Here is a 15,830-nt window from a genome sequence, read left to right as displayed (position 1 = left end):
ACGACTGACCTTTCACTCTATGGCAAATTTGTCCTACCAATTCGAAACAAATACAAGTCTTACTTAAACACGAAAACAATGAAAAACTTATTAACCTTTATTCTGATGATGGTGACCATGAGTGCTTTTGCCCAAGGCAAACTCTCCCAAAAGAATGAAAACGCGGTAGCCTATAAATACCGGATAAGTACACCGGGAATCACAGTGCCCCAGTTTTTTACTAAATCCTGGGATGACCGAACCAATACGCAGCACATCGAACTTCATGTGAAGCGCAACTTGGACAATAAGAATATTATTGGACTAAAATTGGCCACTTGGCGACTATTTCAGCCAATGGGAATTCTTTGGTGGGATGGACTTTTGGATAAGGTGGAGTCCGAAACGGAGTTCTATCCTGGGCATGTGCGCGAAACGGGAATAGGGATAAGCTACCAACGAATGCTCTGGAAAGGCCTTTTTGCGACTGTAGAGGTTTTGCCTCAGTATAAAACCTATCTGGATGAAGACAATAACAAAATAGGAAATGGATTTAAGCTATATAATTCTTTCCACCTCGGGTATCATCTGGCATTTGGAAAGAGTAAACGGTTTTTCGTAGAGCCTCAGGTTCATTCCCAGTTCTGGGTATTTGATACCAAAACTCCCGATGGTTTTAAACAACTGGATGAAAAATGGAGAAATTACTTCCTCTTTGAGCCCAATATTTACATTGGAGTTAAGTTCTGAACGATGATCGCCTTGACTGTAGCAACTACAGTTTCAAAGAGGTTCTATTCCCTTTAAAATCCAAAGATTAAGTCCTCAACAAAAAATTAGAATAATTCTTTTGGTAAACTTTTAAACAGTTTTCTCCCTTTTGTGATAAAATCTTGGCCTAAGAGTAGTTGTTATTTCTTTTTTGAAAAAATAAATCCTACACCGAGAGCCTAAATAAAATTCGTTGCTTTTAAGAATAGGAAGGCATAGTTTTCAAACTGTGCCTTTTTTCTTTTCCTCCTTGCTCAAAGTCAGCAATCCGACTGTTGCCAAAATCAAGATCGTTCCAATCCAATCCATACCCAGAAAACTAACTTTTAGCCAGAAGACAGCTGTAAGGGCAGCGGCAAGTGGCTCTACACTACAAAGCAAGCTGGCAGTTGTGGCTCCTATAATTGTGACTGATCTTAGAAAGAAGTAAAAGGCCAGAACTGTCCCAAAAAGAATGATATAGGAAAAAGCCGCAAAAGTTCCCCAGTCCCATACTCCTGAGATGCTCCAAGGTTGGGTGATTAGGGAAAAGGAAATCCCTCCAATTAGCATTCCCCAGCCTGTAACTGACGCAGGAGAAAACGTCCGCAAAAGACCAACCGGCTGAATGGTATAAAAAGCCAAGGCCAAGGCTGATAAGATCCCCCAGAAAAGGGCTTGTTCAGAAATGACTAAGACTTCGATCGATCCATGAGTCACCAATAAAAAGGTTCCCGAAAGAGCAAGAACTAATGCCCCATATTCAGCCAAAATAGGCCATTTCCGGTTCTTTAGCGCATAAAAGGCGACCACGAACACCGGTCCTATATACTGAAGAATAGTTGCTGTAGCTGCATTGGAAAGGGAAATGCTGTAGAAATAGGTGTATTGTACGGCTACCATTCCGAGGATTCCAAAAAGTAAAATTCGAATTATGTCCACAGGCTTTTTCCATACAGAAAAAGCAGCTTTCTTTTCTTGTGTCAAGGAAAAAATCACCAAAATGATTCCAGCAAAAATCATCCTCCAGGTTACCAACCATGCAGGATCGACCTCTTTTTGCTCAAAAAGATACTGGGCGCAGGTTCCTGAAATACCCCAAAAAACTGCCGATGAAAGAGCCATCAGGATTCCGGGGATTTTCTGGTAGGAGGTGGGCTGGGTCATTTTTGAGCAAATTCAAGCGAAGATATTCAGCCTTCCGAGATTTTAAATCAGGGCATTTGAAATTTCAATTGGTATTTTGGGAATTAAATAGATAAAGAACGCAATGAACTCCGAATTATATTTTAGAAAAGCGACTTCGAAGGATGAAAATGCGCTTTGGGAGATAATAGAACCTGTAATCAGAAATGGAGGAACCTATGTTTTTGATACTGAATCTTCCAAAGAAAAGATTATGACCTATTGGCTAAGCCATGACAAGGAAACTTATGTGGCCGAAATATCCGCTAAACTAATTGGGACCTTTTTCATCAAGCCTAATCAACCTGATCTCGGAAATCACATTTGCAATGCAGGATTTATTGTTTCTCAGGAATTTTTGGGGAAGGGATTTGGAAGGAAATTAGGAGAGTTTGCAATTCAGGAGGCCAGAAAACTTGGATTTCAAGCCATGCAATTCAATTATGTGATCGAAACGAATCATAATGCGGTAAAACTTTGGCAAAGTCTGGGATTTGAGATTAAAGGAAAGATTCCTGAAGCGTACCGGCATCCTGAACTCGGTCTGGTTGGAGCACTGATTATGTACCAGAAGTTTTAGGGTTTAACTTTTTTCAGATTGGCAAGTAATTTTCTTATGAAGTCCTTAGTGATTTTTTGTAGCGTTTTACCCTCATTTTCGTTCTAGTCCCAAAGAACCAATCCACCATGAACTGGATTTATCGATTTTCTTTATTTCTACTTCTTTTCTCTTGCACTCCTGAAGAGCCAGATCAGTTTTTGGCGACAGGAATTTCCTATGAGGTGAGTTTTGGGAAAGCAAAGTTTCAGGCGGATAATAAGCAGTTTCAAAAGTTAAACTTTGAAAGAGCCTCTGACCCAATCTGTAATCAAGCCAATCTTGAAATTAGAGGAATCAAAAGGACAGGGGATAGGCTTTTACTCACGGTTCTAAAAAAGGCAACTTGCCAGGGGAATTATCGCTTGGTTTGGGATGGGTTTACTCAGGAAAGTAGTCCGGAAAGAGTCCAGTTTTTTCTGTTTCCTGAGTTTAATTCTTGTACCCAAACTGACGAAATGGTGCTTGAAACAATTGAAATTGATCTAAAAAAAGCATTCTATTCACTTGACCCTAAAGTCGTAGATCGGATGATCCTATATATCCGGGAGTATTGCAACTTTGTAGATTATCTCTGTGAGGGGAATTGTGAATGGATAAAAAATTAAATCTGAACAGCTGGAATTTTCGCGTTGAATTGGTCTGACCCAGAATTGATCGACGGTTGCAAACGCCGATCTAAGAAGCATGAGGAAGTATTCTTCAAGAGATACTATGGCTATGTCATGGGGATCAGTCTTTCCTATGTCAAAAATCATGACTTGGCCCTGGAAATCACCAATGATTCCTTTTTGAAATGCTTTGATTCCTTTAAAAAAATGGAAGAGGCTCCTCAGCTCAAGCCTTGGCTTAGGAGAATTACCGTCAATACAGCAATAGATTATTACCGGAAAAACAAAAAATTCCAAAATCACTTAGAAGCCGATGGGGAAACCCCGGTTTTCGATGAAGTATATGCTCCAGATCAGATGGCCTACCAGGATATTCTCAAAATCCTGCGTCAGCTGCCGGATGATTTGCAGTTGGTCTTCAATCTCTATGAGGTCGAAGGATATAGTCACAAGGAAGTCGCTGATCGCTTGAATATCACCGAGAGCTCTTCCAGAGTTTACCTGACCAGAGCCAAATCCAGACTCCGTCAGTTGATTCAAACCCATTTGAAAGAATATGCAGGAAGATAAATTGGATAAGTGGTTGGCGTCCTCCCTCAAACGAGCTCAGGAGCAAGCCCCGATTTCCTACGAGGAAGGGGCCTGGGAGGCTTTTGAGAAAAAGCGCCAAGCCAAAAAAATCAAAGCCATCACCTATTGGGTAAGTGGAGTTGCGGCCTCATTGATCATTTTATTAGTGGCCTTTAATTCCTTTGATTTTCAAAGTCAAACTAAGCCCGAGATGCTAAGTCTGGGGTCAAGCGCTGATAGCAGTCTTGGCAATGAAAACCCGACAAATGAAGAGCAAGTAAGCCCGGAGAATCAAGTTGGGAATTCCAATTCTTCTGGAAGCAAAATAGATTTACTTGCGGATGATCAAAGTAAATCTGAAGGTTCTAAAAATGCCCCAACATCTCAATCTAAGGGGATTGCTGAAAAGCGGGAATCAAGTAAAAACGCTTCCCAAACTTCGAACATGGCTCAAGTAGATAATCCTGAGAAAAGGGATGTAAGTTCGAATGCAGAGGATAAGAACGCTGTAGTCACAAATTCAGAAATGGCTAATACTACTTCAACGCAACTGACTTTGGCAGAAACTCAAGCAGATTCAGTAGAGGCTGCAAAAGTTGAATTGCTTAAAAAGCAAATTGCCGACCTTACTGGGGATAAGGAGGAAGTAAAAACCCAAGAGTCCAGTCCCATTGCAATGGCCTTGGGGGTTTCGCCAGGCTATGGAACTGGCCAACAGGAAAATCAATCCGTGATGAGTTCCAGCATTGGTTTGGGCGTGCAAATGAATTTGGATTTGGGTAAAAAACTGACTCTAGGCTCCGGAATGGGCTTAAATTACTTCAATCAAACCAGTGAGGGAGAAGGAGTAGTGAGAATTGCGAATGCCTCCTATCCAGGCAATGAACGTACTGAAATCCAGCAAGTACAGATGGACATCCCAGTCTTTGTGACGTATGCCATCACGAGAAATAAATCGATTTCAATTCAAGCTGGCTTTTCCAATTTAGTGGCGTTTAATCAGAGTTCTCAGCGAGAATTTTTATATACCCGTCAGGTATCTGTAGTGGATGCTCAGTCTGCTTTGGCTAATTCGGTTTCTTTCAAAAATGAGTCTGTGGCAAATCTTTCTACCCTCGATACTCCAAGCTCCAAATTTTATCCTTTTGCCACCGCAAATTTGGGAATCAATATCCGTTTGTTGGAATCCAAAAAGACCAGCTATCTACTGATGCCATTTTACAATTACCCGATTCAAGATATTACCGCTACGGGTACTAATATTGGGTTCTTTGGGGCTGCGCTGAAAGTGAACTTTGGGAACATTCAAAAGAAATAAAATCGAACTCTAGACCAACCTAAACCACCCAGAATTCATTTTTTGGGTGGTTTTTAATTTGAAACACTATTTTCGATTTTTTGAAGAGAGGTGAATTTGAATTTTCGAAGTATCTTAAAAGTCAATTCGAATTTCTATGAAATATACAAGAAGCACTTTTTGGATTTTAGTTGGATTGGTCTCGTTTTTTCTTTTCTCTTTCACCATTGCCTTCGGACAAAATTCAACTTTAACTAGTGAAATTATTTCTGACACTTTAACCCTTCCGGGGTATCCAGTATATGGATCCAATCAAGATACGCTCTTTTTAGTCTATTCGAGATTAGGCTCCTTGAAAGCAGAGGACCGTGCAGCTCGGGTTACTCAAAGGATTTATGAATTGGCTAGAAATGACAGATATAATTCTGATTCCTTAAAATTAGAAGAGATTGAAGGTACCATGGATGTGCTTTATGGAGACCAAATTATCGTTTCAATTTCATCGCTGGATGCGAAGAATTATGGAGCTGGAGTTGAAGAATTGGCATTGAGGTGCAGAAATAGAATCGATCAATACATTTTGGAATACCAAAAGGAAAACCAAGCTGAAGCTTGGCTTTTACGAATTGTGATGACTTTGGCAGCTCTTTTATCTGCCATTCTGATTTTTTACTTGGTGGGGAAAGGAACGAAGAAATTGGAAGGTTGGATAAGAAGAAAAGAAAAAGTGATCTTCAAAGATCTAAGCTATAAGGGCTATACATTTTTGAATAAAGATCAAGAAATTATTTTGGCCACCAAGGTTTTACATTTCTTTAAATGGGTTCTAATCTTTTTTTTCCTTTACCTATTACTGCCAATTTTATTCAGCATTTTTCCCTTCTCAAGAGATTGGTCTGAAATCATTTTAAATCTTGTCTTAGATCCAGTTAAAGATGGAATCAGGGCTATTTGGGACTACCTTCCCAATCTTTTCAGCATTCTAGTCATTGTCATTTTTGTCAATTATTTGATTCGGTTTGTCAGGTTTGTTTTTAAGGAAATTCAAGATGAAAAGCTGAATATTTCTGGATTTCATCCGGATTGGGCCATGCCTACCTACAACATCGCCCGGTTTCTCCTGTTAGCTTTTATGCTGGTATTGATTTTTCCCTATTTGCCTGGATCAGATTCTGTTGTCTTCAAAGGAGTAAGTGTATTTTTAGGCATTTTGTTCTCTTTAGGATCTTCTTCTGCGATTACCAACATGATTGCAGGTCTGGTAATTACCTACATGCGACCTTTCAAATTAGGAGATAGGATAAAAATCGCAGATGCAACTGGTGATGTGATTGAAAAAACTTTGCTGGTGACCAGAATCAGGACCACCAAAAATGAGATTATTACAATTCCCAACTCATCAGTACTTTCCGGCAACACAGTGAATTATTCGCTTCAAGCTGAGAAAGAAGGCTTGATTCTTCATACTACCATTACTTTGGGCTATGATATTCCTTGGCCAAAAGTCCATAAAGTTCTAATAGATGCTGCTATTGCCACTGAGCATGTAATGACCGAGCCAAAGCCCTTTGTGCTCCAAACCAGTTTGGACGATTTTTATGTCTCTTACCAATTGAATGCCTATACCAAAATGGCTAATATTCAAGCGAAGGTTTATTCAGAGCTTCATCAGAATATCCAGGATTTTTGTAGGGATAATGACATAGAAATTATGTCCCCTCATTACCGAGCCAATCGAGATGGCTCTGATAGCACCATTCCTTCCAAAGAATAAGCAAAAATAAATCCCGAAGCTTTAGGCTCCGGGATTCCAGCTTAAAAAATGAGGCGCTTTTAATAGTTGATGTAGTTGGTCAAAATCTGCAAATCCAATTTTTTATTTCCGCTGCTTTCTGCTTTGAGCCCTCTAATGAGGACAGAATACACCCTGTTTCCTTTAAGATCGAGGACATCAGAAGTTAATAGTGTTTGATTTGTGGTCTTTGATCTAATCACCAGTGTGGTTGTTCCTTTAGGAATTTCAATAAATTCACTCGATCCCTTAAAAGCCACATTTTCGATAGTTTTTGTAGATTCTTGAGTGATGACTAGGGACACATTTTCGGTGTCTGGAGAAAGGTGAACTAATCGTACTTGTGCACTTTCAGCTTTTGGCTCCTCCCAATTATCTTGGATTAAGACTGCATCAAGATTTGAGCTTTCATTGACCACAAATAGGGAGTAAACCGAATCAGCTTCCAGCTTGAAGTCCTTTTCCAAAAGAGAAGTGGCTGAATTGAATGAAGCAAATCTGAAGTCTCTATCACCCGGGAAAAATGCATTGTATGGCAATGCTTGGGAAAACAACATCGGATCCCGATTCACCTTGTTTTGATTGGCGAAAATATCCATGGCTGGAGCATCTGGTGATCCTTGATAAATGGAAACGTAGGCAGTAGGAGGAAAATCTGGAGCTTCCAAGTCTCCCATGCAGGAAGAGAGAAGAGTCACTGAGGTGACAACAGAAAGGACTAGGTGAAATTTTGCTCTCCAAGTGCTTTTGGCTGGGTACATAAATAGTTTGGGTTAGTTTAGAATTTGATCCCTAGACGCCTCTATGCCCTTTTTCGCTACCATTTTAATTTGAAATAAAAATTCGGGTAGCCTAATCCATTGACTATGAGCGGGATTTTTTAATCCCTGATTTTTATCAGTTTGGAAAGAAAATACCTGTATTTGTGCTGCTTTATTGGGAAATTGGGTGAAAGATCAGATTATATGAACCCAGAACTATTGGAGATAAAAAATCAGCTAACTGAATTGGAAGCTGAAATGCAGGAGGTGAGTAAAAAGTATAAAGATTTACTCGGTAGGGTAGACCCAAGCCAACAGGAATCGGCTAAAAACTTGCTGCATTATTTGATCCTTAGAAAAACCCCAATTCAGGAATTGCAGGCTCAGTTGCATCGATTTGGGCTTTCATCTTTAGCCAGCTGCGAAAGCCATACGCTGCATCAGATTCAAGTTACTTTAGAAAGGCTTGGACTTGATTTTTCAGCCTCATCGGCGGTTACTATGGAATTTGGTTCTCAAAAAATCAAAGCTTCCAGTGAACATTTGTTTGGGAGTCATTTGCAGGAGTGGCCCACTTCAGTCATGGTTACTTTTGATAAATCTTTTTTAAGGGAGAAAGATTTAGTCAGATCGCTTCTGAAAAATGGAATGGGAGTAGCAAGGATAAATTGTGCTCATGATGAGGAGCTTATCTGGCTTCAGATGATCAAAGAGATTCGAAAAGAAAGTCGGAAATCAGGGATTCCTTGTAAAATCCATTTGGATTTGGCAGGGCCAAAGATCAGAACTGTTTTACTCAAAAAGGGAAAAGAAAGTGGGAGAGTGGAAATCGATAAGGGAGAAAAATTCTGGCTCAGTGATTCAGGAGAGGGCTTTTCAGATAAGGACGTGGTGGTAAGTCCCAACGAAAAGGGAGTTGTGGAGGCGCTAAACGTTGGGGAAAGGGTATTTATCGACGATGGGCTGATTTTAACAAGAGTTTTAAAGAAGAATAAAAGAGGAGCACTACTAACTGTAGAAAGGAACTCAGCCAAAAAGAACAGATTGAAGGAAGAGAAAGGGATCAATTTTCCTGATTCGGAACTGAAAGTTCCGGCTTTGACAGACTTTGATCGTGCTTGTCTGCCGTTTGCAGTCGAATATGCTGATACGGTTGGTTTTTCTTTTGTAAAAAGTCCGGAAGACCTGATAATGCTGCGCACTGAAATGAGGAAGCTTTCAGATGAAATTCCTCCTGTGATCTTGAAAATCGAAACGCATGAGGCGGTGGTCAATCTGCCGGAATTGCTTCTGGAAGGAATGAAAGAAGAATTTTTCGGAGTGATGATCGCCCGGGGAGATTTAGCTGTGGAAATTGGTTTTGAAAGGCTGGTCGAGATTCAGGAAGAAATTTCATGGCTTTGTGAGGCTGCTCATGTGCCGGTGATTTGGGCAACTCAGGTTTTGGAGAACTTGCACAAATTCGGTGTCGCCTCTCGAGCAGAAATTACCGATGCAGGTCGTGCAGCTATGGCTGAGTGCATTTTAATAAACAAAGGGAATCATACTTTGGAGGTGCTAAAAACTCTGAAAGACATTGCAAAAAGGAGCAGGGCATTGAAAAAGAAGAATAGGTTGGTGTTTAGACCATTGAAAATTGCAGAGCACTTTTTCGAGAAAATTGCTCAACATGGGTTTTCCTAAGGATAAATAATTACCCAAAATTGGACTTTTTTAGACTTTAATCATTCTTTTTCTGGAATTAGCACAGGGTTTGTATGACAAAAGCTATACCGCTACAAACTATGATTTCAGAATCAGAATTAATCGAACTATCCCGTCAAAAATTCAAGATCTGGGAAAACAGTGATCTGGAAAATCTGGAGAAGATTTTTGATAATGAGGGACTCTTGATTTGCTCAGAGGGAAAGCCGGAGACCAAAGCTGAATTAACTCGCCTTATCTCCAAAAGAACCAAAGAAATTAAGGAGCTAATCTTGAAAAAGACTTTTGCCAGGGTTTATGGAAATACAGGTGTAGTACATGGAGAAGGGCAAATAACCCTTTCTATCGAAGGAATTCAGCAATCCTCCGGGGTTAATTTTCTTGATGTTTGGATAGAACGAGAAGAAGGTTGGAAGTTGGTATCTTCTCATCTTCATACCCCTGATATTCATTAATTATTTGTCAACTGCATAAAAAAGCCTTCCTAATTCAAGATCAGGAAGGCTTTTTCTTTTCTATCTAATTAGGTTACATCTTCAAATTCTGCATTTCCAATTGAGGCGCAAATGGCTGATCGTAGTAACGCTTGCCTGTTGCTTTGTAGAGGGAATTTGCCAAAGCTGCAAACACAGGAGGGAAGAGTGGTTCTCCCAATCCGGTAGGGTCTTCGCCATTATCCACAAAATGCACTTCGATTTTCTTCGGTGCTTCTTTGTGACGGATCATTCGATACTTGTCGAAATTGGTTTTGGTTGGAACTCCGTTTTCAAAGGCTAACTCTCCAAAGAAAGCATTTCCAATTCCGTCCACAATAGCACCTTCACCCATATTTCTAGCCGAATCTGGGTTAATCACGATTCCGCAATCCACTGCTGCATATACAGCCTCCACCACTGGTTGATTATCTTTGATTACTGTATCTACCACTTCGGCCACATAAGAATTATGACAGAAATAAGCAGATACGCCTCGGCTTACATTCGGTTGTGGACTATTCCAATTGGATTTATCTCTTACTAATTCCAGCACGCTAGCATATCGCTTAGGAACATAATCATTGTTTTCTCCCACTGGATTAGTCTCAGCTCTCTTGAGTAATTCCAAGCGGAACTCAATTGGATCCTTGCCCATGGCTTCAGCTAATTCATCCAGGAAGCTTTGTTCTGCACCAGCGATAAAGTTGGATCTAGGTGCTCTAAATGCACCTATGGTGATGTTGGATGGAATTTCCCAGCTTTCTGCCAAGTAATTGTCAATAGCTCCTGCAGGAAAACGATTGGCATGAAGCGGAGATTCTGGAATCCCTCCAGCTTTCACGTGAAATGCCAAAAGGTTATTGTTTTCATCCAAAGCAGCTCTGTAGGTTGCAGAATAGGTTGGACGATATACTCCAGCCGACATGTCATCTTCACGAGTATAAACCATAGAAACAGGAGCCTGAATTTTCTGAGAAATTAAAGCAGCTTCTACCATATGGTGGCTATAGGCTCTTCTTCCAAAACCTCCACCCATTCGAGCAAGATTGATTTGGATGTTTTCCTTTGGTAGGCCAAGACTGCTAGAAAGTGCATTCATGATAAAATCCGGAGCTTGAGTTGCTCCATAGACCACCGCTTTATCTCCTTTGACATCCGCGAAGCAATTCATGGGTTCCATGGTGTTATGAGCCAAGAAAGGAACAGTATAGGTTCTTTCGATCACCTTTGCTGCTTTCTTGAACCCTTCTTCTGGATTTCCATCTCTTCTAACTACAGTTCCGCTTTTCTTTATGTATTCAGCCATTCGCTCCTTGTGAGCTACAGTATTTTCCAAGCCGGCTGGAACTTTCACTTGAGTGCTTGGTCTACCCCCAAAGCCAGCCATGCTAAAACTGGTCTCAGGGGCATTTTCCCATTCTGCGACTAGTGATTTTTTGGCTTGCATTACCTCCCATGTGGAGTTACCTACGATGGCTAAAATCTCAGGGAAAGTTGCAGTATCAAAGAAGTTTCTATCGTAATCTTCTTTAAAAATATTTATTGGGAAGACATCTAAAATCCCGGACATTCCGCTTACTGAGCTTTTGTCAAAAGATTTGAGCTTCATTCCAAATGCAGGAGGATGCACGATAGCCGAATATTTCATTCCCTCAACTTTGTGGTCAATTCCAAAAAGAGGTTTTCCGGTTACGATTTTTTTACCATCGACATTCTTTTTGGAGTTTCCGACGATAGTGAAGGTATTGACGTCTTTTAAAGGAACTTCTTCAGGAACTTCCAAAGTGGCAGCCAAGCTTGCCATTTCACCATAATGGGCTTTTTTTCCACTTGCCTTATGTTCCAAAATTCCAGCGGAAGTAGTAATCTCAGCGGCCGGAACATTCCATGTTTGCGCAGCTGCATTGATCAGCATAGCGCGGGCAGTTGCCCCTGCAGTTCGCATTGGCTTCCAGCCTTGGCGAATCCCTTGGCTTCCTCCTGTAAACTGACGATCATATCGCTCTGGATAAAAGTCAGCCTGCTCCACAAATACATTTTTCCAATCGGTATCAAGTTCTTCCGCCAAGATCATCGGCATGGATGTCTTGACATTGGAGCCAAATTCCGGGTTTGGGGAATAAAGCGTAACCGCTCCGTTTTCTCCGATTTTGATGTAGCTATTCAATTCAAACCATTCTTTGGGCATCGCCATAAGTTCCTCCTTGGAAGAAGGCTTACATCCTGCCAGCCAGCTAAAGCTGAGCATCATTCCTCCACCTGCTAGGGCAGATACTTTCAAAAATGATCTTCGATCTAATTTTGTATTTACAGTTGCCATAGTCTAGTAATTAAAGGTTTTTGGATGCAGTATGAATAGCTGCTTTGATTCGGGTGTAGGTTCCACAGCGGCAGATATTTCCGTTCATTGCGTTGTCAATATCTGTATCAGAAGGATTTGGATTCTGTGCCAAAAGTGCTGCAGCACTCATGATCTGTCCAGCCTGACAATAGCCGCATTGAGGTACATCATGCTCCAACCAGGCTTTTTGAACTGGATGATCCCCCTCTTCGGAAAGACCTTCTATCGTGGTGATTTTAGCTCCTTCTGCTGCAGAAACCGGAAGCTGGCAAGAACGGACAGCGTTTCCGTCCAGATGAATGGTGCAAGCTCCACATTGAGCGATGCCGCAACCAAATTTAGTACCCACTAAATCCAGATGATCTCTCAAAACCCAAAGCATGGGGGTATTTGGATCAACATCGACTTGTTGGGATTTGCCGTTAATTGTGAGGTTGAAAAGGGCCATAAAATTTTCAATTTAGATTTTAAATTTAGTTACTTCTGCTTACTTGAACCTTACGAAATTCAAACTGAAAGCTTTAGAAATCAAGTAGGTAAAACTAGAATCAGGTGTTTAATTGGTTTATAAAAGGTTGATTATAGAATCGTTTTCCAGTGGCTTGATAAAGGGCATTTGCCAATGCGGCAAATACTGGAGGATAAGCAGGCTCGCCCAAACCGGTTGGATCCACCTGGCTTTCCACAAAATAGGTTTCAATTGTTTTTGGAACCTCTTTCATTCGGATCATTCTGTATCCATCAAAATTAGTCCGGTCAGGGGCTCCTTCCACAAACTTTAATTCTCCAAATAATGCTGTTCCGATTCCATCTACAGCAGCCCCTTCACAAAGGTTTTTGGCAGCATCTGGATTGATCAGTAATCCACAATCCACGGCCTGAACTACTTTTTCTACGACTACCTGTCCATTTTCGATTTTCAAGTCTACCACCTGCGCTGCATAGCTGTTGTGGCAGAAATAAGCCGAAACGCCTCTTGAAATTCCAGCTGGAGTTTGTCCCCAAATGGATTTGCTTTTTACTAATTCCAAAACGCCTGCATAGCGATCTGGATCGTAATCATTTCGCTCACCAACTGGGTTTTCCTTTGCTTTTTTCAAAAGCTCCAAACGAAAATCGATCGGATCTTTTCCCGCCGCTTCTGCCACTTCATCCAAGAAAGACTGCTCAGCAGCCGCGATAAAATTGGATCGGGGAGCGCGGAAAGAACCAACCGTAATATTAGAAGCAACGGTCCATTCTTCCGCTAGATAATTTTCAACAGCTCCAGCGGGAAATCGATCGGCGTAGAGTGGGGGCTCGACTAATCCTCCCGCATTCACCTGAAATCCAATCAGGTTGTTATTCTCATCTAGGGCAGCTTTATAGGTAGCCCGATACATGGGACGATAAATTCCCCCGGTCATGTCATCCTCTCGGGTGTATTGCAGGTGGATCGGTGCGTTCATTTCCTTGGAAATCACGGCGGCTTCGATCAGCCAATGCGCATAAGAGCGACGGCCATACCCACCACCCAAACGGGTCATGTCGATGTAAATGTTTTCAATTGGAACTCCCAAACGAGCAGAAAGTGCCTGTTCGGTTAATTCAGGTTTCTGAAGCGGGCCGGCACAATCGATACGGTCAGGTTGCACATGTGCAAAGAAATTCATCGGCTCCATGCAGTTATGGGCTAAAAATGGACCATGGAAAGTTCTTTCAATGACTTTAGCAGCCTTTGCAAAAGCAGTTTCAGGGTTTCCGTCCTTTCGAGCGATTCTGGCCTTTTTGGAGGCTTCCGCCATTTGTTGAATTTGGCTGGCTTCATTTTCTAAGCCACCCGGAATGGTTCTGATTTCCTTTCTTCCGTTCCAATCTCTTTTTTCTTCATAGGTAGAAAAAGGCTCCCACTCAACTTTTATTGCCTTTTTGGCATTCATCACTTCCCAAGTGGAATTGCCGACGATCGCTACCAAATCCGTAAAACTTGTAGTATCAAAGAAGGTTCGTTCATACTCATCCTGATGGGATTTGATTTGAAAAATAGCCTTGATCCCAGGCATGCCTTTCGCAGCAGAATCGTCAAAAGACTTCAAGCGCAAGCCATGTGCTGGGGGATGAATAATCATCGCTTTAAGCATTCCGGGCTTTTTATAATCAATCCCGAAAAGCGGCTTTCCGGTGACGATATTTTTTGCCTCCACATTCTTATGGGAATGACCAATAATTCTGAATTCGGAGATTTCCTTAAGAGGAATTTCTTCAGGAACGGGCATGGTTGCTGCCAAAGAGGCCATTTCACCAAAGTGCGCTTTCTTGCCGCTTGCGGTATGAAGTACAAAGCCAGGTTCGGTGGTAATTTCTTCTGCAGGAACATTCCACGTCTGCGCGGCTGCTTGGATCAGTAGGTTTCTCGCCGTTGCACCTGCAGTTCTCAAAGCATTCCAGCCTATTCGGATCGCTTGGCTTCCTCCGATAAATTGACGAGTGAAATTGTCCGTGTCAAGCGGAGCTTGTTCGACCACCACATTTTTCCAGTCTGCATCCAATTCTTCCGCCACAATCATCGGCATGGAAGTTTTGACGTTCTGTCCGCCTTCTGGATTAGGGGACATGATGGTGACCAATCCATTTTCCCCGATTTTGATATACCCATTGAGTCTAAACCATTCCTTCGGCATTCCCAAGGTTTCCAATTCCTTTGGCTTGCATCCCGCCAGCCAATTGAAGCTCAGAATCATTCCACCTCCTGCAAGTGCGGAGACTTTGAGAAAGGATCTTCGATTGATTTTGTCAGGAAAAGTCTTCATGGAATTTGACTTATTTATTCTTTGGTTTTGATTGTTAAGTACTTGGAATTTTTCAGTAATAGCAAGGTGATTTTGATTAGCGGGTTTATTGCATGCTTTCTTTTAAGAAGTTTAGGACTTTTGTTCTGATTTCCTCCACATCAAACATAGCTCCGAAATGTGGAGCGTCTTTTACAATGATGAGTTCGGAAGGAACTCTTTTAACCTTCAGCCAAGAATGCAAAAGTTGAGATTGTCTAGGTGAGACTAAGTCATCTTTTTCTCCATGAATGATCAAAAATGGAGGGTCCTTTTCGTCTACATAGCTTACCGGACTTGCCGCTTTGGCTAAATCGGGACGATCCAAAGGAGCAGCTCCGATAAGTAATCCTTCGGGTGATTTGGGATCATTTGCTCCTGGAAACAGGGTTAAATCTGCCGGTCCATAGAAATCAACTACTGCCCTAAATCTGAATTTTTGACTAGATTTTGGGATAAAGAAATCTGAAACCTTGCCGTTTTTGGATAGGCCGACCATGGATGCCAAATGTCCTCCAGCAGAAAAACCCATCAAGGCAAAGCGATCTCTATCCAATCCATATTCCTCAGCGTGATCATACAAAAAGGAAATTGCCGCATTGCAATCCAGCATCTGAGCGGGAAAAGTAGCTTGGGTACTAAATCGGTAATCGATGGAAGCCAGCGCATATCCTTCTTTCATTAAGGCGGAAATGGTTTCCTTCATGTAGCTCATGTCGGCATATTTGTCATTGGTCAGCCAGCCTCCTCCATGTATCCAAATCACCAAAGGAGTTTTTTCTTGTGCATTGGGAGGAAGGTAAATGTCCAGCAGGTGTTTCCTCAGCGTATCGCCTTGGTAGGGAATATTTCCGTGTAGGAGGGTTCCCTCAAGAAATAAATTCATCACCCGGTTGGTTTGTGAAAAACCAAAACCACTAATTCCAAGGTAGAGGAAAACCAGCAGGAATTTTTTCATA

14 protein-coding genes are annotated in these 15,830 nt (G+C 41.6%); 8 read left to right on the top strand and 6 right to left on the bottom strand.

All coding sequences use genetic code 11. The features are described from left to right. Nucleotides 1-78 precede the first annotated feature (78 nt). Nucleotides 79-729 (top strand): hypothetical protein, encoded by a 651-nt coding sequence (locus DFQ04_RS06370; protein WP_133553811.1) that lies wholly within the window; start codon nt 79-81, stop codon nt 727-729. 243 nt (nt 730-972) lie between these two features. Here the strand turns inward: DFQ04_RS06370 and DFQ04_RS06365 are convergent, their stop codons facing one another. Beyond that, nucleotides 973-1,896 (bottom strand): DMT family transporter, encoded by a 924-nt coding sequence (locus DFQ04_RS06365; protein WP_133553809.1) that lies wholly within the window; start codon nt 1,894-1,896, stop codon nt 973-975. A gap of 103 nt (nt 1,897-1,999) precedes the next feature. Between DFQ04_RS06365 and DFQ04_RS06360 the strand changes: the two genes are divergently transcribed. From DFQ04_RS06360 to DFQ04_RS06340, 5 genes are all read left to right on the top strand, one after another. Further along, nucleotides 2,000-2,494, top strand: coding sequence for a GNAT family N-acetyltransferase (locus DFQ04_RS06360; protein WP_133553807.1), 495 nt, complete (start codon nt 2,000-2,002; stop codon nt 2,492-2,494). Between the two features lie 107 nt (nt 2,495-2,601). Further along, nucleotides 2,602-3,120, top strand: coding sequence for a hypothetical protein (locus DFQ04_RS06355; RefSeq protein ID WP_133553805.1), 519 nt, complete (start codon nt 2,602-2,604; stop codon nt 3,118-3,120). Nucleotides 3,121-3,144: 24 nt separating this feature from the next. Continuing rightward, nucleotides 3,145-3,693, top strand: a complete 549-nt coding sequence (locus tag DFQ04_RS06350; protein WP_133553803.1) for an RNA polymerase sigma factor — start codon at nt 3,145-3,147, stop codon at nt 3,691-3,693. Continuing rightward, the gene (locus DFQ04_RS06345) at nt 3,680-5,011 is read left to right on the top strand and encodes a porin family protein (RefSeq protein WP_133553801.1); all 1,332 of its coding nucleotides are present in this window, start codon (nt 3,680-3,682) and stop codon (nt 5,009-5,011) included. The genes DFQ04_RS06350 and DFQ04_RS06345 overlap by 14 nt, the downstream gene beginning before the upstream one ends. A gap of 136 nt (nt 5,012-5,147) precedes the next feature. Further along, nucleotides 5,148-6,764 carry a mechanosensitive ion channel family protein gene (locus tag DFQ04_RS06340; protein WP_133553799.1) on the top strand — a complete coding sequence of 539 codons (1,617 nt, stop codon included), beginning with the start codon at nt 5,148-5,150 and terminating at the stop codon, nt 6,762-6,764. A gap of 59 nt (nt 6,765-6,823) precedes the next feature. Here DFQ04_RS06340 and DFQ04_RS06335 read toward each other — a convergent pair whose 3' ends face one another. Then, nucleotides 6,824-7,543 carry a DUF4397 domain-containing protein gene (locus DFQ04_RS06335; RefSeq protein WP_133553797.1) on the bottom strand — a complete coding sequence of 240 codons (720 nt, stop codon included), beginning with the start codon at nt 7,541-7,543 and terminating at the stop codon, nt 6,824-6,826. 204 nt (nt 7,544-7,747) lie between these two features. Between DFQ04_RS06335 and DFQ04_RS06330 the strand changes: the two genes are divergently transcribed. Together DFQ04_RS06330 and DFQ04_RS06325 are read left to right on the top strand one after the other, a co-directional pair. Beyond that, nucleotides 7,748-9,226, top strand: a complete 1,479-nt coding sequence (locus DFQ04_RS06330) for a pyruvate kinase (RefSeq protein ID WP_133553795.1) — start codon at nt 7,748-7,750, stop codon at nt 9,224-9,226. Nucleotides 9,227-9,327: 101 nt separating this feature from the next. After that, a complete protein-coding gene (locus DFQ04_RS06325) occupies nt 9,328-9,702 on the top strand; it encodes a nuclear transport factor 2 family protein (protein WP_166637267.1) in 375 nt (124 codons plus the stop codon). Between the two features lie 73 nt (nt 9,703-9,775). Here the strand turns inward: DFQ04_RS06325 and DFQ04_RS06320 are convergent, their stop codons facing one another. From DFQ04_RS06320 to DFQ04_RS06305, 4 genes are all read right to left on the bottom strand, one after another. Next, the gene (locus tag DFQ04_RS06320; protein WP_133553792.1) at nt 9,776-12,043 is read right to left on the bottom strand and encodes a xanthine dehydrogenase family protein molybdopterin-binding subunit; all 2,268 of its coding nucleotides are present in this window, start codon (nt 12,041-12,043) and stop codon (nt 9,776-9,778) included. A gap of 10 nt (nt 12,044-12,053) precedes the next feature. Next, nucleotides 12,054-12,512, bottom strand: a complete 459-nt coding sequence (locus DFQ04_RS06315) for a (2Fe-2S)-binding protein (protein ID WP_133553790.1) — start codon at nt 12,510-12,512, stop codon at nt 12,054-12,056. Nucleotides 12,513-12,612: 100 nt separating this feature from the next. Beyond that, nucleotides 12,613-14,853 carry a xanthine dehydrogenase family protein molybdopterin-binding subunit gene (locus DFQ04_RS06310; protein WP_133553788.1) on the bottom strand — a complete coding sequence of 747 codons (2,241 nt, stop codon included), beginning with the start codon at nt 14,851-14,853 and terminating at the stop codon, nt 12,613-12,615. An 85-nt stretch (nt 14,854-14,938) separates the two neighbouring features. After that, nucleotides 14,939-15,829, bottom strand: a complete 891-nt coding sequence (locus DFQ04_RS06305; RefSeq protein WP_243739639.1) for an alpha/beta hydrolase — start codon at nt 15,827-15,829, stop codon at nt 14,939-14,941. Nucleotide 15,830: the final 1 nt, after the last annotated feature.

This window comes from Algoriphagus boseongensis, assembly GCF_004362805.1.
In the GTDB taxonomy this organism is placed as follows: domain Bacteria; phylum Bacteroidota; class Bacteroidia; order Cytophagales; family Cyclobacteriaceae; genus Algoriphagus; species Algoriphagus boseongensis.
The sequence above is the reverse complement of the archived record's forward strand: the minus strand, read 5'-3'. Positions and strand labels throughout refer to the sequence as shown.